This window comes from Aeromicrobium sp. P5_D10, assembly GCF_054049535.1.
The window spans coordinates 475164-498442 of record NZ_JBFUME010000002.1 but is presented as its reverse complement, the minus strand read 5'-3'; the positions used below and the strand labels follow the sequence as shown (position 1 = coordinate 498442).

Below are 23279 nucleotides of genomic sequence, written 5' to 3'. Positions count from 1 at the left end.
GTCAATAAGCATGTAAGCGATTTCGGCGAGTCTCCGGTCAGTGGCGTACGAGGCTCGCGAGCACGCCGACCCCGTCTCGCACTTCGAACACCAATTGTGTTTCGGTCTGCCGGACGATCGGGTGGATCGTGACGTGTTCGAGCACGAGATCACGGAGCACACCTGGCGACCGCACCGCGACGTGCAGGTGGAAGTCGTCCTCGCCCCCGACGTGGAAAACCGACAGGACGCCTGGGATCGCGACCAGGCTGTCGTAGAGCTTGTAGACATGATCGCGATCGTGGCTGCCGAGCCGGACCTTGATGATCGCTTGCACCGGATGTCCGAGAGAGTCCGGATCGAGACGCGCACTGATGCTCGCGACGGTGCCGGACTGGCGCAGCGCCCTCACGCGATATGCGCAGGTCGATTCGGCGACGCCCACCCGCGCCGCGAGCGCGGCATTGGTCATTCGACCGTCCTCGACCAGGGCGGCGAGGATCGCGAGGTCAGTGCCGTCCAGCGCGCCGTTTGCGGGTTGGGGATTCTTCGGACTATGCGGACTCATGGCCCTCCCGATTGTGGATCCTGCGGCGGTTTCAGAGCTACAGGAGAATATCCTCATTCATACTTGTAAGAAGTTGAGGAATTGTCAAAGATGACCCCATGTTTACTAACGACGACCTACAGCTCGACTCTCTTGCCGTCCACGCCGGTCGGGACGACCTCGGAGCACTGGGTGTGCATGCCCTCCCCCTCGATCTGTCGTCGACCAACCCCCTTCCCGACATCGAGACGGGCGGGACCTCCTACGAGATGATGGCGACCGGCGGAACCCCCCACCCCGAAGGTGGCTCGGTGTACGCGCGATTGTGGAATCCCACGGTCGCCCGCTTCGAAGTGGCGCTCGCCCGCCTGGAGCACGCCCCCGCCTCCGTTGCCTTCTCATCGGGCATGGCCGCGATGACCGCCGCGATCCTCGCCACGACCCATCGCAACTCCCGGCACCACGTCGTCGCCGTCCGGCCGTTGTACGGCGGTACCGATCACCTGCTCGCGTCAGGGCTGCTGGGTGTCGAGGTCACCTTCTGCGACGCAGTGGACGTCGCGAGCAAGATCAGGAGCGACACCGCGATGATCATCCTCGAAACTCCGGCCAACCCCACGCTCGAGCTCGTGGACATCCGGGCAGTCGTCGAAGCAGCGGCGGGTATTCCCGTACTGGTCGACAACACCTTCGCCACGCCTGTCCTGCAGAACCCCATGGATCTCGGCGCCTCGCTCGTCCTGCACAGCGCCACGAAGTACCTCGGGGGCCACGGGGACGTCGTCGGCGGTGTCATCGCCTGCACCGAGCCGCTCGCCGCAGCGTTACGTCGGGTCCGTGCGATCACCGGCTCGATCCTCCATCCGCTGGGCGCGTACCTGCTGCATCGCGGTCTTGCCACGTTGCCGATCCGCGTCCGCGCGCAGCAGGCCAGCGCGATGCGCATCGTCGAGCACCTGTCGGACCATGGATCAGTCGACCGGGTGTACTTCCCCGGTCTGGATGACCCGACCGGACTGGTCGGACGGCAGATGTCGGGTCCCGGAGCCATGATCTCGCTGTCACTTCGTGGCGGCTTCGAGCAGGCCCTCGCGATGACCTCGGCGGTCTCGCTGTTCACACATGCGGTCTCGCTCGGCGGGGTCGACTCGCTCATCCAGCACCCCGCCGCGCTCACCCATCGCCCGGTCGCACCAGAAGCCAGGCCGTCGGCTGCCGTCGTCCGCCTGTCGATCGGACTCGAAGACACCTCCGACCTGATCAACGACCTCGAGGCGGCGTTGGCCGTCTCTTCACCGGCACGCGCCACGGCCACCGCCGGGGTCGGAGCGTGACCGTCAACCCTCCTGGAGCCAGGCCACGATGGCGGCGGCGGTGTGGTGGAGTGTGTCATCGCGCGCGATGACCCGCTCCACCACTCCGTCCTGGCACAGCTCGCGGGCATCGATACGTTGCACGGCGGCGGCTTCCTCCGTGCGCGTCGGGTCGCCGAACAGGATCGCGCCGGCGCCCGCCGGGGGCAGCGGTGAGAGCCAAGCGCCCTCGACCGCTGCGACACGGGCGGCACCCAGGACCGAGAGCGCTGCTCCACCACAGCCACGGTCGAGCAGAACGGCCGCGGTCGGTGCCGCGCATGCCGTCATCTGCCCGATCGTTGCCGAGATCTCACGCGCCATCGCCTGCGACTGGATCTCGGTCGACAAGTCGGCTCCAGCGGTGTCGACCAGGCTGAGGAACCCCAGCTCCAGACTTTGAGCGATCCCCATTCCGCGGCGAGCCAGACGGAGGTCTTCTATCGAGGTCCCGGTCATATCATCTGATCCACTGGACTGGCTGAAGATCACCCAACCCTGCCCGTCGAGACGGCCGAGATGGAGCCGGGCTCCAGTCTCCCGGTCCCCGAAGCGTGACCCGCTGACGCGGACCACATCGCCGAATCTGCTTCTCACCTGGCCGGCGAGGTCGGCCGACGCGATCGGATCGGGTGTCTCGACCGACGTGAAAGATGCGGCGTCACAGACCCGCGCGACGCGGGATGCGGCGTCTGCCAGCGACTCCAGGGCGAATGCCGCGTCGACAACCCCGGCCGAAGCCAGGTGCGCGCCCCGCTGGATGTGATCAGACATCCCTGACTGACCGATCGCCTCGAGCACCTTAGGTCCGAGCAAAGTCACGAGCGCGGCAGGATCGGCCCAGGTCACCTGACCCTGGGATGCCCACGATGCGTAGACCCCGCCCGTCGTGGGATGCCGCAGGTAACTGACGTGCAGGAGTCCCTCGGCTGTGTGGTCATTGACCGCACGGCTCAGCTCGACCATCCGGTAGAACGCCGACGCACCTTCTTGCATCCGCGTGCCGCCCGACGCCGGGAGCGTCAGAACGGGAAGCCGCTGAGCCGTCGCACGTCGGATAGCAGCGACAACACGATCGGCCGTGGCATGGCCGATCGAACCCCCGAGGAAGCCGAACTCGCTCACGACCAAGGCGAATCTGACCCCGCCGACATGTGCTGCCCCGGTGACGACTGCCTCGTCCGTCCCGCTTCTGAGCGCCGCCCGTCGCAGCGTCTCGCGGTACTCGTCCGAGACGCCGTCGAAGTCCGGTGGACGGTCCCACGACTCGAAAATGCCGCCGTCAGCGATCGCGCAGATGACCTCCTGAGCACTGAGGCCCTCCGTCATCGATCACCCTGGATCCACGCCCGGATGGCGTCACCATGTTGGTCGAGGACCGGAGGTGCCGAATCGCCCCGCGGCGTGGTCTCGGCTCCGTCCTCGTCGAAGAAGCGCAGAGGCGGCCCAGGGAGCTGCAATGAGCCGAGCGTCGCGTGCTCCACGTCGATCAGCAGACCCTGGCTCCGGGTCTGCTCCCAGTCGTACACCTCGTCGATACTCCGCACGCGTCCCGCCGGGATGCCGATGTTCGACAGGCGCGCCAACAACGCCGCGGGCCGCCACGAGGCGAAGACCTCCTCGATGTACGGGATCAGGGTGTCGAGGTTCGCCGCCCGCTCCCCGTTCGACGCGAACGGCTCGCGCATGGGGTCCAGATCGAACCCGGCACAAAAGTCGCGCCACAGTCGCTCGCTGCCGACGGCGATCTGCACCGCACCGTCGGCACAGGCGAACAGCCCGTACGGTGCGATCGCCGAGTGGTGATTGCCTTTCGCGCGTCCCACTTCTCCTGCCACGGTCCACCGCGTGCCTTGGAATCCATGCACGCCCACGACGGCCGACAGCAATGACGTCCGCACCACGGTGCCGACGCCCGAGCGGGCGCGCTCGTTCAAGGCGGCCAGGACGCCGAATGCGCCGTACATACCCGCCAACAGGTCGGCGATCGGGGTACCGACCTTCTGAGGGTCCTCAGGCGAGGAACCGGTCAAGGACATCAATCCGCCCTCGCCCTGGGCGATCTGGTCATAACCGGCTCGGCCACCTTCTGGGCCGTCGTGCCCGAACCCGCTGATCGACAAGATCACGAGGCGGGGGTTGACCTCATGCAGCAACGAGAAGCTCAGCCCGAGGCGGTCGAGGACGCCCGTGCGGAAGTTCTCGACCAGGACGTCGGCCTTCTTCACCAGATCCAACAGCAGCGCCCGCTCCGACTCCTGCTTGAGATCCAGCACGATCGATTCCTTATTGCGGTTCGCCGACAGGAAGTAGGTCGACTCCCGATCCTGGGCATCGCCTGCTGGGACACCTCCGTGGGTACCGGACTCCGGGTCGGGCCAGCGAAACGGCGGCCCCCAACCTCGGGTGTCGTCGCCGGTTGTCGGAACCTCGACCTTGATGATGCGCGCGCCGAGGTCACCCATCATCATCGTGGCTTGGGGCCCGGCAAGCGCTCGGGACAGGTCGACCACGAGCAGACCCGCGAGCGGTCCGGATTTGGGCATGGGGGTGTCCTTCCTTGATGTGGATAAGCCGGTGAGTACGGACAGCGTCAGGGCCGGGTCCGGTCCCCCAGGTCCCAGAACAGGCCGGCCATCAAGCGCAGGGCTTCGCCTGCCAGACCGACCAGAAGGTGCTCATCGGGACCGTGCTGCGAACACCCCGGATAGGAATGCGGGATCCAGATCGTGGGTAGCCCGAGCACTTCGGCGAAGCAGTCGTTGGGCAGAGTCCCGCCGAGATTAGGCAGGATCGCCGGGCGCTTGCCGGTGGTTGCCTCGATCGAGGACGCGGTCCAAGCAACCCACTCATCGTCCGGGTCGAGCCGCGTGGCGGCAGTTCCTTCATCGACCGTCACCTCGATCGCGGAGAGACCGTGCGCGTCCAGATGATCACGCAACGTCTGCTCGAGCGCGGTCCAGTCGGTCCCCACGACGAATCTCAGCTGGCACCGGGCCACCGCCGAGCCCGGGATCGAACTCTCGGGACTCGCTGGCGATCCTGCGGCCAGGCTGAGTATCTCCAATGCGTTCCACCCGTAGACACGCTCAGCCGAACTGAGTCCAGGCTCACCCCAGTCCAGATCGATCTCCGGCGCCTGCGCACCGGCGTCGATGGCGATGTCTGCGAGAGCAGTCCTGACTGCGGGGCTGATGGCAGGGGGCCGCAGTCCCTCCGGCAGGATCCGTCCGTGCGCGTCGACCAACGTCGACAGGGCATGTGCGAGGAGCACCGCCGGATTGCGCAGCAGACCACCCCAATTGCCCGAGTGGTAGGCCTGCGGTCGCAGGGCCGCGTGCAGGGTGAAGGACACCTCGCCGCGGGTGCCGAGGAAAAGTGTCGGACGTTCCTCGGAGACGCGGGTACCGTCCGAGCCCACCAGGACATCCGCGGCAAGCTCGTCCCGCAAGTTCACGCAGAGCTCCCGCAGGCCCGGCGATCCGATCTCCTCGCCCATGTCGATCAAGACCTTCGCATTGAAGCCGAGCTTGCCGTCCCTTGCGGACAGCACCTGCTCGAGCGCCGCGAGATTGATGGTGTGCTGGCCCTTGTTGTCCGCAGAGCCCCGGCCGTACCAGCGATCGCCCTCCACGACGAGATTCCACGGTGACAATCCGGCTCGCCACTGGGACTCGTCCCCCAGCACCACATCGCCGTGGCCGTAGGTCAGAACCGTGGGCAGCCCGCTGCCCTCGTGCCGCTGGGCGATCAGGAACGGAGGGCCATCCTGCAGAGGGTTGTCGACGATCTCCCATGCGAAACCACAGCGTTCCAGCACCGGGACGATCTCGTCGAGTAGATAGCTGCGGTGGACCGACTGATTGCCGGCTGCCTCGCTCTCGGTGGGGTAGGTGAGCTTGCGGGTCAGTTCGCGCAGGAAGTCGCCGGAGAGCAGGAATGAGTCGGCAAGCTCGATCGCATGTGATCGCGACATGTGGATCCTTTCAGCGGCCCGGGATACGCCGCGGCCGTCCGACCCAGCACTGTCACCTAACCCCACAACTGCCCCTGCCGACCATCACCGATTCTCGAAACCTGCATTGCCCGATCGCGATGCCATGAGCCGGTCCGGTCCACCGGCGTCGACGCGGGCGGCCAGTAGGCTGACGATGTGCACCTCATGAGTGATTCACTCCGCTACTTCCTGGAAGTGGCACGCACCGGGTCCATCACCGAGGCTTCGGAACGTCTGCACATCGCCGGCTCCGCGATCAGCCGCCAGATCGCCAGGCTCGAACATGGGGCCGGAGTCCGGTTGTTCGACCGGCATCCCCGCGGCATGGTGCTGACAGAAGCCGGACAAGTCCTCGCCGATCACGCACGACGCAGCCTCCTCGACGAGGACGACGTGCTCCGACAGTTGCACATCATCGACCAATCCGATCGCAGCGTGATCCGGCTGGCATGCTCGGAGGGTTTTGCCCAGCACCTGTTACCCGAAGAGATGGCCCGCTTCCGCCAGAGACATCCGGGGGTCCGATTCCATCTCGACGTCGTCGACCCCGCTGTCGCCACGCAACTGGTGGTCGACGGGTCACGTGACATCGCAGTGACGTTCAGCATGGCCCCTGAGTCCGGCGTCCGCGTGGAGCACTCCCATCAGGAACCCATCGTCGCCCTGATGGCTGAGGGCCACCCGCTGTCGACCCGCGACGGCGTCTCGTTGGCAGATCTCGGAGAGCACCCGCTGGCACTCATGGCGGAGGGAACCACGATCCGGACGCTGTTCGACGTGTGCTGCAGCGTGGAGGGATTGACATTCGACCCGGTTCTGGTGAGCAACAGCTCGACCGCTCTGAACGGCTTCACCCAACTGGCTGGCTCCGTGACGCTCACAGGTCAGTTGAGTGCTCGCCGCCTCGCGCAGGAGGGGCTGGTCGCAGTCCCGCTGACGAATCCCGAGCTGCTTCAGCGGAGCTTCCAGATCCAGACCATGGCGAAACGCACGCTTCCGGAGACGATCGCGGCCTTTGTGACTCAGCTCGTCGACAGCGTCGCCTAAACCCCACCCCCGAGAGCGGTGCGCTGGCGTCCACCAAGACGCCCGACGTGGACGCCAACGCACCGCCCCTGGCTGCGAGGTTTACCGTCGATGGCATGGGACTGACCCGCGCAGAGCTCGAATCATTCGCCGGACGCTCGATCCCCGATCTGTTGCCAGATGATCTGCGGTTGCTGTTCGTCGGAATCAATCCCGGTCTGGTCAGCGCAGCGACTGGAATGCACTTTGCCCGCCCTGGCAACCGGTTCTACCCTGCACTGCGCCTTGCCGGAGTCATCCCCGAGGACGCGCTCACGCCCGAACAAGCCGCACCTGAGCTGATCCGGCGCGGCATCGGTATCACCAATATCGTGGCTCGAGCCTCGGCTCGGGCCGACGAGTTGGACGACGCCGAGCTCGTCGAGGGCCGCGAGCGGCTCGAGACGTTCATCGCCACCCACCGCCCCCAAGTCGTCGCATTCGCGGGTATCACGTCATATCGGATCGCCTACGGTGACAAGAAAGCCCGAGCCGGCCGCCAGACACGGACGATCGCCGGTGCCGAGGTCTGGGTCGTCCCCAATCCCAGCGGGCTCAACGCCCATGAAACCGTCCAGACGCTGGCCGAGGCATACGGCGCCGTAGCGGCAGCGGCCGAAATCAGTCTTTTCGGCGGATCTTCATGACGTGGGGCATGACGTCGTAGACCGTCCCGATGAGTGACGTGACCGCGACAGCGACTCGCTCCCCGGCAGGGGTCAAGGCGTAGTCGACGTGCGGCGGCAAGGTCGACTGCACTCGCCGGTCGACCAGCCCATCGGCTTCCAACGCCTTGAGCGTCTGGGAGAGCATCTTCTCGCTGATGCCGTCGACCTGGCGCCGAATCTCGCCGAAACGTGCCGGGTCGACACTCAACGCCGCCAGAGTCAAGGAGCCCCAGCGGCTCGTGACGTGTTCGAGGACCGAGCGTGACGGGCAATCCACTGCCATGACGTCAAATGCTCTGCTCATGTCGGCCTCCTCTTCCTGCCCACCAGACTATCACTTGGTTAGCACTAACGAATAGTTTGCACTTTCTACAAGTTAGTGTAGATTTCAATCAATCACTGCGGAACGCCCGCAGTGCGTTCACAAAGGACTCATCCATGACCATCGCCGTCACCGCCGCCACGGGCCAGCTGGGCTCGCTCGTCATCGACTCGCTCCTGAAGCGGACTCCGGCCTCCGATGTCGTCGCTGTCGTGCGCGACGCCGCCAAGGCCCAGCCCCTCGCCGACAAGGGCGTCACGGTGCGCGTCGCCGACTACGACGATCGCGCCGCGCTCGACCAGGCACTGTCCGGCGTCGACCGCGTCCTACTGATCTCGGGCAATGAGATGGGCAAGCGGTTCCAGCAGCACAAGAACGTCATCGACGCAGCTGTCGCTCAGAACGTGTCACGGATCGTCTACACGAGTGCGCCCTTCGCCGATACGTCAAGCCTGCCGGTCGCGCCCGAACACCTGCTGACCGAGCAGTACCTCGCGACAGTCGACGTGGAGAAGTCGCTGCTGCGCAACGGCTGGTACAACGAGAACTACCTCGGCGCGCTCGACTCCGCCGCAGGGACGGGGTCAGTGCTCACCAGCGCCGGCGCGGGTCAGGTCGCCAGTGCGGCACGCGCCGACTACGCCGAAGCGGCGTCTGTCGTGCTCACCAGCGACTCGGTCGAACCCGTCTACGAACTCTCCGGCGACACCGCCTGGACGCAGGCCGAGCTGGCCAAGACGGTCGGCGATGTCATCGGCAAGCCCGTCGAGTCGGCCCAAGTCTCTCCCGAGCAGCAGGCCGAGATCCTGGCCGGCGCCGGACTCGATCCCGCCCTCATCGGATTCCTGGTCGAGACGGATGCCTCGATCAGCAAGGGCGAGCTCGGCCACACGAACGGCGTCCTGTCACAGCTGATCGGCCGCCCGACGACGCCGCTGGTCGAATCGCTGCGCGCCGCTCGTTGACCCGCACCACATCGCGAGGTCGGCTATGTCCGAGCCCACGGATATCGTCTCGGGCATGGATCAACGCATCAGCCTCATCACCCTCGGCGTGGCCGACCTCGCCCGTGCACGAGAGTTCTACGAGACCGGCCTCGGCTGGAGCAAAGGAAATGCCGAAGACAGCGTCGCGTTCTACCAGCTCAGCAACGGCATGATCCTCGGACTGTGGTCACGCGAGGATCTCGCCGCAGACACCAAGGTCGTCGACACCGGTGCGACGTTCAGCGGCATCACGATCGCGTTCAATGCACGGTCGCGCGCCGAGGTCGACGACATCCTGGCTCAGGCCGAAGCCGCCGGGGGGACGGTCACCAAGGCCGCCGAAGCCCAGTTCTGGGGCGGCTACTCGGGCTATTTCGCCGATCCTGACGGACATCCCTGGGAAGTCGCATTCAATCCCGACTGGCCGATCGACGAGTCCGGACGGATGACGTTGACCTGATCGCTTGGCCGGCGATCCTTTAGCTGCAGCTCGAATCCGATCGGCATCACGGTGAGCCGTTCGGTGACCTTGAGCTGATAGCTCAGATCCGGGCTCAACTCATAGCGATGCAAGATCCGCGCCAGCACCAAGATCGCCTCGTGCAGGGCGAACTGGCGACCGATGCACGAGCGCTCCCCTGTTCCGAACGGCTTGTAGACGTGCGGAGTGCGGCCGCGGGAGCGCTCCGGCGAAAATCGGTCCGGGTCGAACTCGTCTGCGTCGTCTCCCCACACCGCCGGATCGCGATGAACCAGCGGCAGCACCACCAAAGCCCAATCCTGCGGCCGCATGACCTGTCCGGTGCTCAAGGTGGTGGTCTCGCGGGGGCTGCGGCCGAACGCGGGCGCCGTGGGCCACAGCCTCAGGCCTTCGTCGAGCACCCGGCGCAGATACCGGAACTTGGCAACCTGCTCGAACGTCGGTTCGGTATTGCGATCCGGCCCGAGGATACGGTCGACCTCGGCCTGCGCCTTCGCGAGCGCATCCGCGTCACGGGTCAGGTAGTACAACGCGAACGACAACGCGCCTGACGTCGTTTCGTGGCCGGCCACCAGGAAGGTCAGTATCTGATGGCGGATATTGATGTCGTCGAGCCGCTCACCTGAGTCTGGGTGAGTCGAGTTGAGCATGATGCCGAGCAGATCGTGATCGTCGGTCGCCCCGGTCTTGCGACGGTCGGCGATGAGCGTGTCGAGCAAATCGTCGAGGTACGCCTGGTGATGCGCATTTCGTTTGGCGATGCGCTTGGCCATCCGCTTGGCACCCGGCATCGACGCCAGGGACCCTTTGCGCTGTCCTGCTTTCAGCGAGGCGACCATCGCCGGGATGAAGGGGTGCGGTTCATCGCGGGTGAATGAGCCGAAATCCTGGCTGAAGGCTGTACGACTGATGCTCTCCAAGGTCAGCTTCGTCATGTCGGCGGAGACATCGACCGGCCCCTTCCTGACATCCCACATCTCGAAGAGCTCCCGGGTCGCCTCCAACATGATCGGGTGATACCGCCGCATCGCATCCTTGGTGAAGGCCGGACGCAGCAGTTCGTGAGCCAGCGCCCAGTTGGTCTCGTCGTTGTAGGCCGTGAAGAGGCCCTCACCTGCCAATTCCCGCAAGGCTTCCAGCGCAGGAGTCAGCGCTTTGGCGAATCGCGACTCATCGCAGAGTTCGGCGGCCAACTCCGCACCGGAGACGAACACGAACTTCTGGTCGAAGATCTTGAGTTCGAAGATCGGACCGAGGCCGACCGCACGTCGCATCGTGCTCTGCAATGGTGCCTCGACATCAGTGCCGAGCGCGTCACCCACGACAGGTTTACGCCCCGGCGGATGTGGAAACGTATGGCCCGACCAGTCATTACGCATGAAAATCTCCCTCGGTAAGTATCCTTCCGGCATGGCCACCCGCACCCGCCTCAGTCGCGAGGCTCGTCAAGACCAATTGCTCGACCTCGGCGCCGAGCTGTTCGCGGACCGGTCGTACGAAGAGGTCCACATCGAGGAACTCGCCGAGGTAGCCGGAGTTTCGCGCGGATTGCTCTATCACTACTTCCCCAACAAACGGGCCTTCTTTGCCGCGATGGTCAAACGCGAGTCCGAACGGATGGCCGAACTCCCCGTTCCCGACCCGCAGGCATCGGTTCCCGTGCAGCTGCTGCAGAGCATCGGGACCTACCTCGACTACTGCGACACGCACAAGATGGGAGTCAAAGCGGCTTTTCGCGGAGCTGCCTCGGCCGATGCCGAGGTCCAGGCCATCATCGACCGCGACATCAGTCAGCAGGCCGCACACATTCTGGCGCTGCTCAGCCCCACGAAGCCCAGCGAGCTGCTGGAGCTTGCGGTTCGCAGTTGGGTGCTGATGTTGCGCAACCTCGCGCATGAGTGGCTCGACGCCAACAACGTGTCCCGCGACGAGGTCCGCGATCTGGCCGCCACGATTCTCACTTCGACGGTTCAAGCGCTGACGCACGATAAGCCCTAGCTACTCGCCGGGCTCACAGCCCGTTGCGTTTGCTGAACATGCTGACGATCCGCTGATAGCCCGGCCCGGTCACCCGGACGAACTTGTCGAGCGCCCAAGCGTCGGCGCCGATCAGGACTCGCGCCTTGTTCTTCTCGACGCCCTTGAGGATGACCTGGGCGGCCTTGTCCGGAGATGTGCGGGCTAGCTTGTCGAACGATCCTGCCAGCTTGTCGTGATCGAGGCCGTCGACCTGCCCGGCGTTGCGAGCGATATTGGTCTTGATCCCGCCGGGGTGGACACACGTGACCCTGACCGGACGTTTGCCGTTGACCATCTCCTGGCGCAGCGACTCGGTGAATCCCCGCACTGCGAACTTCGCGGCGTTGTAGGCGCTTTGCGTCGGCACGGCGAACAGGCCGAAAACACTCGAGATATTGATGACGTGCCCGTCACCGGAAGCCACGAGGTGAGGCAGGAATGCTTTGGTGCCGTTGACGACTCCCCAGAAGTCAACGTCCATGACCCGATCGATGTCTTTGAACGACATCTGCTCGACACCACCGGTGAAGGCGATGCCGGCATTGTTGAAGACCAAGTGGACAGCGCCGAACTGCTCGGCGACGGAGTCGGCGTAAGCCAGCACGAGTTCGCGCTGCGACACGTCGAGAGGGTCGGAACGCACCTCAGCACCTGCGGCCTTGACGAGGGACTCCGTCTCAGCCAGGCCCCGAACGTCGACATCGCTGATCGCGAGACGGGCCCCGCGACGCGCCAACTCGACCGACAGTGCTCGCCCGATGCCAGATGCCGCGCCGGTGACGACAGCCACCTTGCCGGTGAAGTGAGTCATGGAAGTCCTCTCGGTTTCAGATACTTACAGTATCCGAAACCGACGCTACCAGATAATCCAATTACGTGAAAGGGTTTCAGTCCGGCTGCCGGCGTCGAGGTGTCAGTCGTACTTCCGGCAGCGGCGGCGCCGGGATGACTTGACCGCCGTGGCCGTCGACGTGACCGAACCGCGCAGCGGCGGCCTGCCACTGATCGCGCGCTTCGACGATGTCCTCATGCGAGCGCCCGATGAAGTTCCACCACATGACGAGCTCCTCGTCGAAGGGCTTACCCCCGATCAACAGCAGTGTCGTTTCCCCCGCGACCTGCAGACCGATCTCAGAACGCCCTGGCGCGAGAAAGCGCAGCTTGCGGTGTGCGACCTCCACCCCCTCGACCACGACGGGACCATCAACAGCCAAGATCGCGTGTTCGAAGTCGGCACGTAGCGGGATCTTGGTGAATCCTGGCTGCACCCGCACCTCGGCACCCATGATCGGCGTATAGGTCGTAGCCGGCGATACCGCATCCGCCATCTGCCCCAGCAGCACCTTGGCCGTCCATCCCTCCCCCTCCGTGACGGGGAGGTCTGGGTGATGTTCGAAACCGGCCGCGCCCTGACGAGCGTTCTGCGGCAAGGCGACCCAGAGTTGGATACCTTGCATCGGCGATTCCGGGTCCCCCACCGAGAACTCCGAATGCGAGACGCCATCGCCGGACGTCATGAGGTTGAGCTCGCCCGGCTTGAGGACAACGTCATTTCCCAGACTGTCGCGATGACGGATCTCTCCGGCCAGCGGCCAGGTCACAGTCTGCAGTCCGGTGTGCGGGTGCGGCAGCACCGCCATCGACTCCGTGGTCGGCCCGAAGTGATCGACGAAGCACCATGCGCCCACCGTGGGAAATCCACGCTGCGGAAGCGTGCGGTGCACCGTCAGTCCACGCAGACCACCCAGGGGCACCTCTCTCGCACCGAGAGTCAGATCAGAGCTCATAGTTAAGAGCGTACGGTGCGGTCGAGCAATCGTGGGTAGCCAAGTTCACACCCCCCTGAGTCCATATCTGCTGGTCTGGCCACCAGCAGCCCGTAAAATCGAGTTATGCCCCGCCCACGCAAGATCGCCACCACGGCCCTCATCGGCGGCGGAGCAACAGTCTCCAGCTTCTACGGATTCCTGATCGGCGAGGCCCTGCTGGCCCGGCGCGCGATCGGCACCAGCGCCGAGCGACCGCCTTCGCCCGAGGGAATCTACGGCGACGATCTGCCCGGAACCCCGATCAAGGTACTCGTTCTGGGCGACTCTGCCGCCGTCGGCTATGGCATGAAACGCGCAGATGCGACGCCGGCCGCCATGATCGGTATCGGCATCGCCCACCTCATGGATGCACCGGTCGAGGTCAAGACCCGCGCCGTGGTGGGTGCCCAGACATCGGCTCTCATGAGCCAGCTCGATCAGGTTGACGGCTGGGACCCTGATGTTGCGGTCATCGTCGTCGGTACCAATGACGTGACCCATCAAGTACGTCCCAGCACTTCAGCGCGTCTCCTCGGGGACGTCGTACGCCGGCTCGTGTCGTCCGGCTGCGAGGTTGTCGTGGGCACGACACCGGATCTTGGCAGTGTTCGCCCGATCAAACAGCCTCTCCGGGCAGTCGCGCGGCTGCTGAGTCGGAGCCTTGCCCGCAAGCAGACCATCGCCGTCGTCGAGGCCGGTGGTCGCGCCGTGTCGCTGGGCGGCCTGCTCGGGACCCTGTTCGCCGAGAAGCGCGAGATCATGTTCGGCGTCGATCACTTCCACCCGTCCGAGACCGGCTACGCCAATATGGTCTCGGTCATCATCCCCGCAGTTGCCGCCTCGCTGCGCGAGAAGTCCCGCACCTTCGAATATGCCGGTTTCGCACCGTCCAACACCCCGCGCGATCTCATGCCTGTGCGCGAAGCCGCTGCCGAGGCGTCCCAGCACCCAGGCACCGAGGTCGTCCAGGACAAGGCCCAAGGCGGTGGCCGTTGGGCGACGGTCCTGCGCCGTCGTCGCGGAAATTGACGGCTCACCCGACGTCGACACAGTAAAGAGCGACCGCCCCGGAGGGACGGTCGCTCTTCACGTGGTACCAGCTTGAGATCAGTCGCTGTTGATGATCGCCATGATGCGCAGGATGTTGGTGTAGATCCACACGATCGTGACGGTCAGACCGAGTGCGGCCTGCCACGACTCGACCTCGGGAAGTCCGGCGGCGATGCCCTTCTCGACGAAGTCAAAGTCGAGGATCAGCATGAAGACACCGAGCACGAGGCCCAGGCACGCGAACACGAAGCCGATCGGTCCGAATCCGTTGACGCCGAGACCCGAGCCGAAGAACGACATGATCATCGACAGGAACGAGACTGCGACGAATCCGAGAACCGAGGCGATGACGATCTTGCGGAACTTCGCACCGACCTGGATGTTGAAGAACTTGTACGCGGCCAGTGTTCCGGCCACCGCAGCGAACGTGCCGAGCACGGCGCCGAAGATGATCGACTCGTCAGCGCTGACCAGGTTGGTGAGCAGCTTGGAGAAGGCACCGACGAACACACCTTCGAGCACCGCGTAGCCCAAGACCAAAGCCGGGCTGGTGACCTTCTTGAAGCCGTTGACCAGGACGAGAACGAAGCCGCCGAGACCTCCGACGAGGCTGAGCGCGTATGCCTTGTTCACGGCATCCTGATTGGCGAAGCCGGTGTCGGAGATGATCTCGCCGATGACAACCCAGGTCACGGCGGCTGCCGCGATGACCAGGCCAAGTGTGATGGCGGTCTTCTCGACGACCGAGTCGATCGTCATACGACCGGTGCCGGTGCCCCGCTCGGTGTGGGTGGGCGAGCCGCCGTTCAGGTCGATCTGCCACTGCGACGGGTCGGTGGTGACTGCCCCAGCGCGACCGTTGAACTCGTTGTTACGAGTGAAGATCGGGTTGTTGCTCTGCATGATTCCCTCCGTGGGATCGGCTCCATGAATGTGGAGTCATTGCTTCTACCCTATCTAACGCCCGCGACAGGGTGTTTGATCCCGAAATACTAGTCGGATTCTGCAACCTTCTTGGGTGCGACGAGCGCGGGGACCCGCTCGAACGGGAGCGGACGATCTTGGGGCCCCGCACCCTGCACAGCGTCGAGTTTTCCGCCGTCATCCGCATAGTCGGCCTCCACCATCCGCATGGGGAACACGTTCCAGACCACTGTCCCGTTCTGCAATGCCGAAGGCACCCACAGGCCATTCCTGGTACACCCGCGATCCAGGCATCCGTTCCCGCCGGGCACGGATGTCGCCAGCGGCTTTCCGTCCTGGTCGAACAACTGGATATCGGTCAGCGCCCGCCCCTTGGCGTCGTAGCCGAAGATATTGGTCACGGGAACCCCGTTGAGATAGACGCCGGTGAGGTCAGGTGCCGATTCGGTCTCGACGTAGACCGTTCCTCCGCCCCACGCCTGTGCTGCGTTGAACACGGGAAGCAGAACCACGACAGCGGCGAGGTTGCCGATCACCGTCACAGCTCGCATTCCGGGAAACGCTAACCGACCTCGGCCCCATTGGACACTGACGATCACGAACAGCAGCAGCACGAGCCAGAACGCGCCCTCGAACCAATAGCCCCGCTCCATTCCGAAGAAAGCCGCCGACAACCACGTGGCCAGCCAGGCACGGAAGATCCACCAGCCCGGCCGCAAGGCAGCCAGGAAGTCCACGACTGCCATGGCGGCGGGTGTGCTGTGCAGCGCTTGCACAGCGCCGATACGGGCGTCCCGCAAGACGTCGACGAGACTTGCCAACACACCGCTGCGCGTAGTGGTCTCCCGCACAGGAAGGCCGGCGGCCAGTCGAAGCTCTGCGGCGTAGGCGACAGGGTCCGGCAAGGTGCGGCGCAGGTCTTCGGCCAGTGACTCGGCCAGATCGGCCTCGAGCCCGTCGGTCAGATCGTCGACCTCGTCGGCGGGCAGGTCCGCGAGCGCATCTCGGACGCCTCGAGCAAATGCAAGGATCTCTGGTGCGACGGTGGACGTGGTCATGCTGCCTCCCCAGGCTGGGATCCATTGGTGAGTAGTCGATTCATCGTGGCCGAGAAGTCGGCCCAGACCTTGCGCTGGACGGAGAGCATCTCGCGTCCTTGGGAATTGATGCCGTAGTACTTGCGATGCGGCCCTTCCTCGGACGGCACGACGTACGACGTCAGCGCACCGGCCGTGTAGAGACGACGCAGTGTGCCGTAGACGGAGGCGTCTCCGACTTCTTCGAGCCCTGCGGCCCGCAGGCGTCGCACAACGTCATAGCCGTAGCCGTCCTCGTCCTCGACCACGGCGAGCACCGCGACGTCGAGCACGCCCTTGAGTAGCTGGGTAGCATCCATGGATGGGACAGTACCACGCAATGCGCACTACTGCGTGGAGTACGCCACCATGGGCCGGGTCGAAACTGGAACTCAGCCGCCGATGTCGTGGAGGTGGTGGGCCACGTCGTGCCAGAAGTACTGCGCGAGAGTCTCGACTGTGAAGCTCGAACCGTTGCTGCGACGCCCCGTCCGCCCGTGGGCCTCGGGCGGGATCGCATCAAATATGTCGGCCGCGACCAGACCGGCCTCGACCAGCTCGCGCGAAACGACCAGCGGATCCTGCGCGGCGTAGTCATCCTCGATCGCGGTGACGTCCTGGTTCCAGTCGGCGAATTCGGGGTCATCCTCGTCGAGCATCAACTGGATGCGCCGACCGAACAACTCGAAGACGTCCCGCACGTGGCACGCGTACTCCGTCGGCGACCACACCTCGACAGAAGGCCGTGCCCGCGCGTCAGGACGCTCGAGCACCGAGACCCAGCGGGGCAGGTCTGCGCGCAGACGATCGCCGATCGAGGCGACCGCGACGTCGGAGGCGGTCAGCCCACACTCGGGGCATCGCTCGCGCAACACCCAGGTCCAGTCCTTGTCATCAGGTTGTATGGCCACCCGTCTACGCTAGCGCGAGTGGAACCGACGCCTTATCGCACCGAACCCGTCTCGTTCACCCGACGCGGCGGACGCCTGACCGAACGCCAGCAAAGCGCCTGGGACGCAACCGCCGAGACATATGTGCTCGATACGCCTCGCCACGGTCCGAACACCTCGATCGACCCGACGTACGTGCTCGACCGACAGGCCGCCTTCGGACGGCAAGCGCCCCTTGTCGTCGAGATCGGCAGCGGACGCGGCGAAGCGATCGTCCACGCCGCGAAGGAGAATCCCGAGCTGGACTTCCTCGGTCTGGAGGTCTACATCCCCGGCGTCGCACAGACCCTCGTGACCATGCGGCACGAGGATGTCTCCAATGTGCGCCTCATGATCGTCAACGCGGCTGAAGCACTCACCACGATGTTGCCGCCGGGTTCGGTGCACGAACTACGGATCTGGTTCCCGGATCCTTGGCACAAGAAGCGCCACAACAAGCGCCGTCTCGTGACCCCCGAATTCGCCGCCGTCGCCGCCCGGGCCCTTGAGCCTGGTGCTCTCTGGCGGCTCGCCACGGATTGGCAGGACTACGCCGACCAGATGTTCGAGGTGCTTGCCGGTTCGCCCGACTTCGAGTTCTCCGACGACTGGGCACCTCGGTTCGAAGGACGTCCGCTGACCCGTTTCGAAGGCAAGGGGCTACGCGTCGATCGCGATATCCGCGACCTGGTCGCCACCCGCAAGCCCTAGGATGACCCCATGACCGAGACCACCACCGCCGAAAAACTTCGCATCTCCGAAGGGTTCGTCGTCTGGATCATCGGCACGTCGGTCGAAGAGACCTCGATTCTCGATCCGATGCCCGAGGGCGCCGAGATGATCGAGATCCGCGACGAGGAAGAACCCGAGTCGGTCGATGCCGCCATCCTGTTCGCCGGTGACCGGACCGAGCTGGCCGACAGCTTCGACGAGTTCCTCCCCCAGCTCGGCTCGATCCCCGTGGTCTGGGTGTCGTACCCCATCGGCAGTCACGCCGATATCGACGAGGACTCGATTCAAGAGCTCGTCGCCGACTACGGCTGGTACGCCGTCGAGTCCGTCGCCCTCGACGAGACGTGGGCTGCTCTGCGGTTCGAGCCGTCTTAGTTCCGGCGGAACCTGGACACCCAGATTCCCGGCGGAACCTGCTCATCGGCCTCCCGCTCGAAGCCGTACTTGGCGTAGAGCGAGACCGCCGGGACGTTGTCGCGCCCGGTCGCCACGAACACCTGACGTCCGGCTGATCGATCGATGACCCGCTCGAGCAGAGCCGCGCCGATCCCCCGTCTCGTCGCGCCGGGGCTCACCATCAGCTTGTCGATGTCGATGTGCTCGTCGTGCTCGGCCCAGGCGACCGCACCGACAAGATCGACGCCGTCCCACGCCGTGATCCAACGCCCACGCCATCCTGTGAGCCCGACCGCGTCCTGGTGCAGCGGAGGAATGCGATCATCCCCGATGATCTCTGCTTCCAACGCATACGAAGACCGCTGCAATACCAGCAGCGTCTGCGCGAAGTACGGATCCGCTGCAGGATCGGGTGAGGAGAAGATCACCTGTCATCTCCTCCCGTCGTTGACGCCAGACTAGTCCAGTCGGGTCAGGTTCAGGCGAGGTAGCGCCATCTGATCTGTGCTCCCGGTGGGATTCGAACCCACACTGTGACGGGTTTAAGCCATCTGCCTCTGCCGTTGGGCTACGGGAGCCGGCAATCAGCCTAGCGGGATGGGAACACGATGTCGGCCGGGTCATCGCCCGCGAGCAATCGCTCGACCTGACGACGGACGACCGCTTCGATCCGTGGCTGCATCGCACTCGACATTCCGCCCACGTGCGGTGAGATGAGCACACCTGGCGTCGACCACAGTGGATGCTCCGGCGGCAGCGGCTCCGGATCGGTCACATCGGTTGCCAGTCGGATACGGCCGGCCTGGCGAACCACCGCAGCGGAGTCGACGACGGAGCCGCGCGAGACATTGACCACGACGGCGCCGTCCGGCAACGCTGCCAGGAAGTTGTCGTCCACGAGCCCGGTCGTGTCGGCGGTCAGCGGGATGGCCAGCACGACGACGTCGACGGTCGGCAGCAAGTCGGCCAGTTCGTCGATCCCGTGGACAGTCCCCCGCTCGTCCTCACGGCGCCGCGACGCGACCCTGACCAGGGTGGCGCCGAAACCGTCGAGCCGCTTCTCCAGCTCGACACCGATACCGCCGTAGCCCAGCAGCATGATCCGGCGATCGATCAAACTCGCGGTGAATCGGCGGTTCCACTGACCGATCTCGCGGGCGTATCGATCCACCTCGCGCTGCGACGCCAACAACAGCGCGACTCCCAGCTCCGCAGTCGACTCCTCGTGTACGCCGACCGCATTGCAGTAGGTGATCCCGTCAGGCAGGACGTCGCCGATCCCGTCGAATCCCAAAGCCTGTGACTGGATGATGTTGAGACGAGAACTGTCGAGCGCCTCCAAACCTGACGCCGCGACACTGTAGGGCCGCACCGCGAGATCGACGTATCGCTGCGGCTGCGGTGAGACGAAGTCCCACACCGTCAGGTCGACGCCGTCCAGATCGTCCAGATCGGAGAGCCAATCGGCGTCGGGGACTGTGACGTGTAGCCTGCGTTCGTTCATTGAGCCATCTCCCATGCGATGCCGTCGAGGATGTCGTGTTCGCTGACTACAAGCGTCTCGGTCCGCAAAGGCAGCAGCGCGATCAGCCGGTCGAGGATCAACGCGCCGGCCCCGATGACGTCGGCGCGTCCCGGGTGCATGAACGGCAGCGCCCGACGGTCGGCCACCGACATCTGTACCAAGGAGACGCACGCCGCGCGGACGTCGTCGAGCCGGAGCCGGGCGTCGTGGATCCGGGTCGAGTCATACGTCGGCAACGCCAGAGCGTGTGCGGCGACGGTGGTGATGGTTCCCGCGACGCCTACGAACAGGTCGATCGGCGCAATCTGATCCATGAAGGGTTTCAGCACGCCGTCGATGTGATCCATGCATGCCGCGACTTCGTTGACGGGCGCCGGATCTCCGGCCAGGAAGCGCTCCGTGAGTCGGACCGAGCCGATGTCGAGAGATACCGACCACTCGATCACATCGCCTGTGCCGACGACGAGTTCGGTCGATCCCCCGCCGATGTCGACGACGAGCGTACGGACCGGGTCGAGATCCCATGTCGCACCCAGGAATGAGGCCCGGGCCTCGTCGACACCGGCAAGCACGACGGGCCGCACGCCGAGGATCTCCTCGACCGCGTCTTCCAGCTCCTCGCCGTTGGCGGCATCGCGCATCGCCGATGTCGCACAGAAACGGATATCCGTGACGTCGAACATCGCGAGCATCTCGGCGTACTCGCGGGTGGCCACGAGGGTGCGTTCGATCGCGGCCGCGCTGAGACGACCGCTTTGATCGACCCCCTCGCCCAGGCGCACGATCCGCATTTCGCGCAGCAAGTCGGTCTTGGCGTCACCGTCGATGTCGCTGATGAGCAGACGGATCGAATTGGTCCCGCAGTCGATGGCCCCGACGCGACACTCAGACATCGTCCGGCTCCGGTTCGACCCAATCGGCGCCGCAGGAGTTGCCTTCCCACCAGGCGCCGAGCAGCTCGATCGCCTCATCGCCCAAGGGGTTCACGCCAGGTCCCTTCGCGAGAGAGTGCCCGACGAGCACGTGGAGGCATTTGACGCGGGTCGGCATGCCGCCTGCCGTGATGCCGTCGATCTCGGGCACATGCCCCAGCGCTTCGCGCTCAGCAAGATAGGTGCGGTGCGCCTCGGCGTAATGCGTTGCCAGGGCTTCGTCCTGTTCGAGCCGAGCACTCATTTCCTTCATGAGCCCGGAAGCTTCCAGCGTCCCGATCTCACCGGCGAGACGCGGGCAGGTCAGGTAGAACATCGTCGGGAACGGCGTCCCGTCATCGAGCCGTGGCTCGGTCTTGACGACATTGGGGTGACCCGACGGGCAACGGGACATGATTTCGAGGATCCCGCGAGGCGGGCGGCCCAATTGTTCGGCTACTGCATCGAGGTCGGCCTGCGCTACGTTCACTGGTCCTTCAGCACCTTGTCCGGATCGGGTTGATTCTTCTTCGGGGCGACCGGCTCCTTGCCGGCCGCCTCCACACTGCCCCACAGCTTGTCGTACCACTGAGGCGACTTTGCTTGGGTCGGAACGTCGAGTGTCGGCACTGCGGCGCCCTGCACCTTGCCGTCACTGCCCTTGACCCGATAACCCACTTCGCCGGGCAGGACCCAGCCGAAGCGCTCCTTGGCCTGCTGCTTGACGTACGCCGGATCGTCCCAGCGCTCTTTCTGGTCCTCGAGGTCGGCGATGGCAAGTTTTCGCATCGCGATCTCGGCCTTGGTCGCCTGGATCTCCGAACGCTGCTCCCACCAGGCGTGCAGCGTCGATGTGTAGGACGCGAGCAGCAACAAGACGACCGCCAGCAGCACGATCGCGCGAGTCGTCAGCCGGGGACCGGATCGTTCCGGCGTCGCCGGGCTTGCCATGCCACCCAACGACGCGGGACGTCCCCCCCGCTGCCCGGACGGTCCTCGCTTCGAGGTAGGGGATCCCCCACCTGGTCTGCGATCAGGTTTCCGTCCTGGGCCGCGAGGTGAACGCGCTGCCATGGGTCAGAGCGCCAGCCGCGGGAACGCGGAAGCGCCGGCGTACGTCGCCGCTGCGCCGAGGAGCTCCTCGATGCGCAGCAGCTGGTTGTACTTGGCGACACGGTCGGAACGAGCCGGCGCGCCGGTCTTGATCTGGCCACAGTTGGTCGCCACGGCCAGGTCGGCGATCGTGGTGTCCTCGGTCTCGCCGGAGCGGTGGCTCATCATGCAGGCGAAGCCGTGACGGTGAGCCAGCTCGACCGAGTCGAGGGTCTCGGTCAGCGAACCGATCTGGTTGACCTTGACGAGCAGCGCGTTCGCGGCGCCCTCTTCGATACCGCGGGTCAGACGCTCGACATTGGTGACGAACAGGTCGTCGCCGACGATCTGGACGTCGTTGCCGATCGTCTCGGTCAGCGTCGTCCAGCCGGCCCAGTCGTCCTCGTCGAGCGGATCCTCGATCGAGACGATCGGGAAGTCCGCCGCGAGCTGCGCGTAGTAGGCCGACATCTCCTCGGCCGACTTCTGCTGGCCCTCGAACGAGTACGAGCCGTCTTTGAAGAACTCCGACGCCGCGACGTCGAGCGCCATGGCGATGTCGGTGCCGACCTTGAGGCCGGCCTTCTCGATCGCGACCGAGATGAGTTCCAGCGCAGCACGGTTGGAGTCGAGGTTGGGCGCGAAGCCGCCCTCGTCGCCGAGCCCCGTGGACAGCCCGCGCTCGTTGAGCACCGACTTGAGCGAGTGGTAGACCTCGGCGCCCTGCTGCAGCGCCTCGGAGAACGTGGCCGCACCGATCGGCGCGATCATGAACTCCTGGATGTCGACGTTGGAGTCAGCGTGCGATCCACCGTTGAGGATGTTCATCATCGGGACGGGCAGTACGTGCGCGTTGGGGCCACCGACGTAGCGGAACAGCGGCAGGCCCGCCGACTCAGCGGCAGCGTGCGAAGCAGCCAGCGAGACGCCGAGGATCGCGTTGGCGCCGAGTTTGGCCTTGTTGGGTGTTCCGTCGATGTCGAGCATCGCCAGATCGATCGAACGCTGGTCGTCCGCGTCGAATCCGACCAGGGCCGGGCCGATCGTGTCATTGACGCCTGCGACGGCCTTGAGGACGCCCTTGCCCAGGTAGCGCTTGCCTCCGTCACGAAGCTCGACGGCTTCGAAGGCGCCGGTCGAGGCGCCCGACGGAACTGCCGCGCGTCCGATGGTGCCATCGTCGAGTGCGACCTCGACCTCGACGGTGGGGTTGCCCCGCGAGTCCAGAATTTCCCGTGCGCCGACGGCGTCGATGCGTGCCAAGAGACTGCTCCTCATAAGTGAAAGACCTGTGGGGACAGCCTAGTGCCGCGCTGTTTGCCGACCGACCCGCCTCGCCGCTCCACCCTTCCCGACGTGGGGCGGTGCGCTGGCGTCCACTCCCGACGTGGGGCGGTGCGCTGGCGTCCACTCCCGGACG

Annotated in this window: 27 protein-coding genes and 1 tRNA gene; 9 read left to right on the top strand and 19 right to left on the bottom strand. The window is 65.3% G+C overall.

The window, feature by feature from the left end; all coding sequences use genetic code 11:
- Positions 1-37 precede the first annotated feature (37 nt).
- Positions 38-547: an Lrp/AsnC family transcriptional regulator gene (locus tag ACXJKC_RS04070; RefSeq protein WP_456695394.1), complete on the bottom strand. Its 510-nt coding sequence runs from the start codon at positions 545-547 to the stop codon at positions 38-40.
- 98 nt (positions 548-645) lie between these two features.
- Between ACXJKC_RS04070 and ACXJKC_RS04065 the strand changes: the two genes are divergently transcribed.
- Entirely contained in the window at positions 646-1860 is a 1215-nt protein-coding gene (locus tag ACXJKC_RS04065; RefSeq protein ID WP_456695393.1) for a trans-sulfuration enzyme family protein, read from the top strand.
- Between the two features lie 3 nt (positions 1861-1863).
- On the opposite strand, the gene ACXJKC_RS04060 is transcribed toward ACXJKC_RS04065, so the two are convergent.
- Genes ACXJKC_RS04060 through ACXJKC_RS04050 form a run of 3 tightly spaced genes read right to left on the bottom strand, consistent with a single transcriptional unit; the run spans position 1864 to position 5854 of the window.
- A complete protein-coding gene (locus tag ACXJKC_RS04060; protein WP_456695392.1) occupies positions 1864-3207 on the bottom strand; it encodes a carboxyl transferase domain-containing protein in 1344 nt (447 codons plus the stop codon).
- Complete coding sequence (locus ACXJKC_RS04055) at positions 3204-4424, bottom strand: CaiB/BaiF CoA transferase family protein (RefSeq protein WP_456695391.1); 1221 nt, start codon at positions 4422-4424, stop codon at positions 3204-3206. Before ACXJKC_RS04055 ends, ACXJKC_RS04060 begins: the two co-directional genes overlap by 4 nt.
- Positions 4425-4471: 47 nt before the next feature.
- Positions 4472-5854, bottom strand: coding sequence for a M20 family metallopeptidase (locus ACXJKC_RS04050; RefSeq protein ID WP_456695390.1), 1383 nt, complete (start codon positions 5852-5854; stop codon positions 4472-4474).
- Positions 5855-6040: 186 nt separating this feature from the next.
- Here ACXJKC_RS04050 and ACXJKC_RS04045 point away from each other — a divergent pair, with 186 nt between their 5' ends.
- Both ACXJKC_RS04045 and ACXJKC_RS04040 read left to right on the top strand, forming a co-directional pair.
- Positions 6041-6922 (top strand): LysR family transcriptional regulator, encoded by an 882-nt coding sequence (locus tag ACXJKC_RS04045; RefSeq protein ID WP_456695389.1) that lies wholly within the window; start codon positions 6041-6043, stop codon positions 6920-6922.
- A 95-nt stretch (positions 6923-7017) separates the two neighbouring features.
- Positions 7018-7587 (top strand): mismatch-specific DNA-glycosylase, encoded by a 570-nt coding sequence (locus ACXJKC_RS04040; RefSeq protein WP_456695388.1) that lies wholly within the window; start codon positions 7018-7020, stop codon positions 7585-7587.
- Here ACXJKC_RS04040 and ACXJKC_RS04035 read toward each other — a convergent pair.
- On the bottom strand, positions 7562-7912 hold the full coding sequence (locus tag ACXJKC_RS04035) for a winged helix-turn-helix transcriptional regulator (RefSeq protein WP_456695387.1): 351 nt from the start codon (positions 7910-7912) through the stop codon (positions 7562-7564). The genes ACXJKC_RS04040 and ACXJKC_RS04035 overlap by 26 nt on opposite strands.
- A 134-nt stretch (positions 7913-8046) precedes the next feature.
- On the opposite strand from ACXJKC_RS04035, the gene ACXJKC_RS04030 reads away from it, so the two are divergent.
- Entirely contained in the window at positions 8047-8895 is an 849-nt protein-coding gene (locus tag ACXJKC_RS04030; protein ID WP_456695386.1) for an SDR family oxidoreductase, read from the top strand.
- A gap of 25 nt (positions 8896-8920) precedes the next feature.
- The gene (locus ACXJKC_RS04025) at positions 8921-9376 is read left to right on the top strand and encodes a VOC family protein (RefSeq protein WP_456695385.1); all 456 of its coding nucleotides are present in this window, start codon (positions 8921-8923) and stop codon (positions 9374-9376) included.
- Here the strand turns inward: ACXJKC_RS04025 and ACXJKC_RS04020 are convergent.
- The gene (locus ACXJKC_RS04020; protein WP_456695384.1) at positions 9286-10776 is read right to left on the bottom strand and encodes a cytochrome P450; all 1491 of its coding nucleotides are present in this window, start codon (positions 10774-10776) and stop codon (positions 9286-9288) included. The two genes, ACXJKC_RS04025 and ACXJKC_RS04020, sit on opposite strands and share 91 nt — an antisense overlap.
- 31 nt (positions 10777-10807) lie before the next feature.
- On the opposite strand from ACXJKC_RS04020, the gene ACXJKC_RS04015 reads away from it, so the two are divergent.
- Positions 10808-11395: a TetR/AcrR family transcriptional regulator gene (locus ACXJKC_RS04015; RefSeq protein WP_456695383.1), complete on the top strand. Its 588-nt coding sequence runs from the start codon at positions 10808-10810 to the stop codon at positions 11393-11395.
- Positions 11396-11408: 13 nt separating this feature from the next.
- On the opposite strand, the gene ACXJKC_RS04010 is transcribed toward ACXJKC_RS04015, so the two are convergent.
- Complete coding sequence (locus ACXJKC_RS04010; protein ID WP_456695382.1) at positions 11409-12227, bottom strand: SDR family NAD(P)-dependent oxidoreductase; 819 nt, start codon at positions 12225-12227, stop codon at positions 11409-11411.
- Positions 12228-12303: 76 nt separating this feature from the next.
- Positions 12304-13203 carry a pirin family protein gene (locus tag ACXJKC_RS04005; RefSeq protein WP_456695381.1) on the bottom strand — a complete coding sequence of 300 codons (900 nt, stop codon included), beginning with the start codon at positions 13201-13203 and terminating at the stop codon, positions 12304-12306.
- A 105-nt stretch (positions 13204-13308) separates the two neighbouring features.
- Between ACXJKC_RS04005 and ACXJKC_RS04000 the strand changes: the two genes are divergently transcribed.
- Positions 13309-14253, top strand: a complete 945-nt coding sequence (locus tag ACXJKC_RS04000; protein ID WP_456695380.1) for an SGNH/GDSL hydrolase family protein — start codon at positions 13309-13311, stop codon at positions 14251-14253.
- 78 nt (positions 14254-14331) lie between these two features.
- On the opposite strand, the gene ACXJKC_RS03995 is transcribed toward ACXJKC_RS04000, so the two are convergent.
- The 4 genes from ACXJKC_RS03995 to ACXJKC_RS03980 form a co-directional block, all read right to left on the bottom strand.
- The gene (locus ACXJKC_RS03995; protein ID WP_456695379.1) at positions 14332-15177 is read right to left on the bottom strand and encodes a Bax inhibitor-1/YccA family protein; all 846 of its coding nucleotides are present in this window, start codon (positions 15175-15177) and stop codon (positions 14332-14334) included.
- A gap of 89 nt (positions 15178-15266) precedes the next feature.
- Complete coding sequence (locus tag ACXJKC_RS03990; protein WP_456695378.1) at positions 15267-16256, bottom strand: hypothetical protein; 990 nt, start codon at positions 16254-16256, stop codon at positions 15267-15269.
- A complete protein-coding gene (locus ACXJKC_RS03985) occupies positions 16253-16594 on the bottom strand; it encodes a PadR family transcriptional regulator (RefSeq protein WP_456695377.1) in 342 nt (113 codons plus the stop codon). The genes ACXJKC_RS03990 and ACXJKC_RS03985 overlap by 4 nt, the downstream gene beginning before the upstream one ends.
- Positions 16595-16666: 72 nt before the next feature.
- Complete coding sequence (locus tag ACXJKC_RS03980; RefSeq protein WP_456695376.1) at positions 16667-17185, bottom strand: DinB family protein; 519 nt, start codon at positions 17183-17185, stop codon at positions 16667-16669.
- Between the two features lie 18 nt (positions 17186-17203).
- Here ACXJKC_RS03980 and trmB point away from each other — a divergent pair, with 18 nt between their 5' ends.
- Complete coding sequence (gene trmB, locus ACXJKC_RS03975; RefSeq protein ID WP_456695375.1) at positions 17204-17914, top strand: tRNA (guanosine(46)-N7)-methyltransferase TrmB; 711 nt, start codon at positions 17204-17206, stop codon at positions 17912-17914.
- A gap of 9 nt (positions 17915-17923) precedes the next feature.
- Complete coding sequence (locus ACXJKC_RS03970; RefSeq protein WP_456695374.1) at positions 17924-18310, top strand: DUF3052 family protein; 387 nt, start codon at positions 17924-17926, stop codon at positions 18308-18310.
- Here the strand turns inward: ACXJKC_RS03970 and ACXJKC_RS03965 are convergent.
- From ACXJKC_RS03965 to eno, 7 genes are all read right to left on the bottom strand, one after another.
- Positions 18307-18759, bottom strand: coding sequence for a GNAT family N-acetyltransferase (locus ACXJKC_RS03965; RefSeq protein WP_456695373.1), 453 nt, complete (start codon positions 18757-18759; stop codon positions 18307-18309). The genes ACXJKC_RS03970 and ACXJKC_RS03965 overlap by 4 nt on opposite strands.
- A 77-nt stretch (positions 18760-18836) precedes the next feature.
- A tRNA-Leu gene (locus ACXJKC_RS03960) sits at positions 18837-18909 on the bottom strand.
- 11 nt (positions 18910-18920) lie between these two features.
- Complete coding sequence (locus ACXJKC_RS03955) at positions 18921-19835, bottom strand: NAD(P)-dependent oxidoreductase (RefSeq protein WP_456695372.1); 915 nt, start codon at positions 19833-19835, stop codon at positions 18921-18923.
- On the bottom strand, positions 19832-20749 hold the full coding sequence (locus tag ACXJKC_RS03950) for a Ppx/GppA phosphatase family protein (RefSeq protein WP_456695371.1): 918 nt from the start codon (positions 20747-20749) through the stop codon (positions 19832-19834). Before ACXJKC_RS03950 ends, ACXJKC_RS03955 begins: the two co-directional genes overlap by 4 nt.
- Positions 20742-21257 carry a DUF501 domain-containing protein gene (locus ACXJKC_RS03945; RefSeq protein WP_456695370.1) on the bottom strand — a complete coding sequence of 172 codons (516 nt, stop codon included), beginning with the start codon at positions 21255-21257 and terminating at the stop codon, positions 20742-20744. Before ACXJKC_RS03945 ends, ACXJKC_RS03950 begins: the two co-directional genes overlap by 8 nt.
- A complete protein-coding gene (locus ACXJKC_RS03940; protein WP_456695369.1) occupies positions 21254-21718 on the bottom strand; it encodes an FtsB family cell division protein in 465 nt (154 codons plus the stop codon). Before ACXJKC_RS03940 ends, ACXJKC_RS03945 begins: the two co-directional genes overlap by 4 nt.
- 126 nt (positions 21719-21844) lie before the next feature.
- On the bottom strand, positions 21845-23122 hold the full coding sequence (gene eno, locus ACXJKC_RS03935) for a phosphopyruvate hydratase (protein WP_456695368.1): 1278 nt from the start codon (positions 23120-23122) through the stop codon (positions 21845-21847).
- Between the last annotated feature and the right edge of the window lie 157 nt (positions 23123-23279).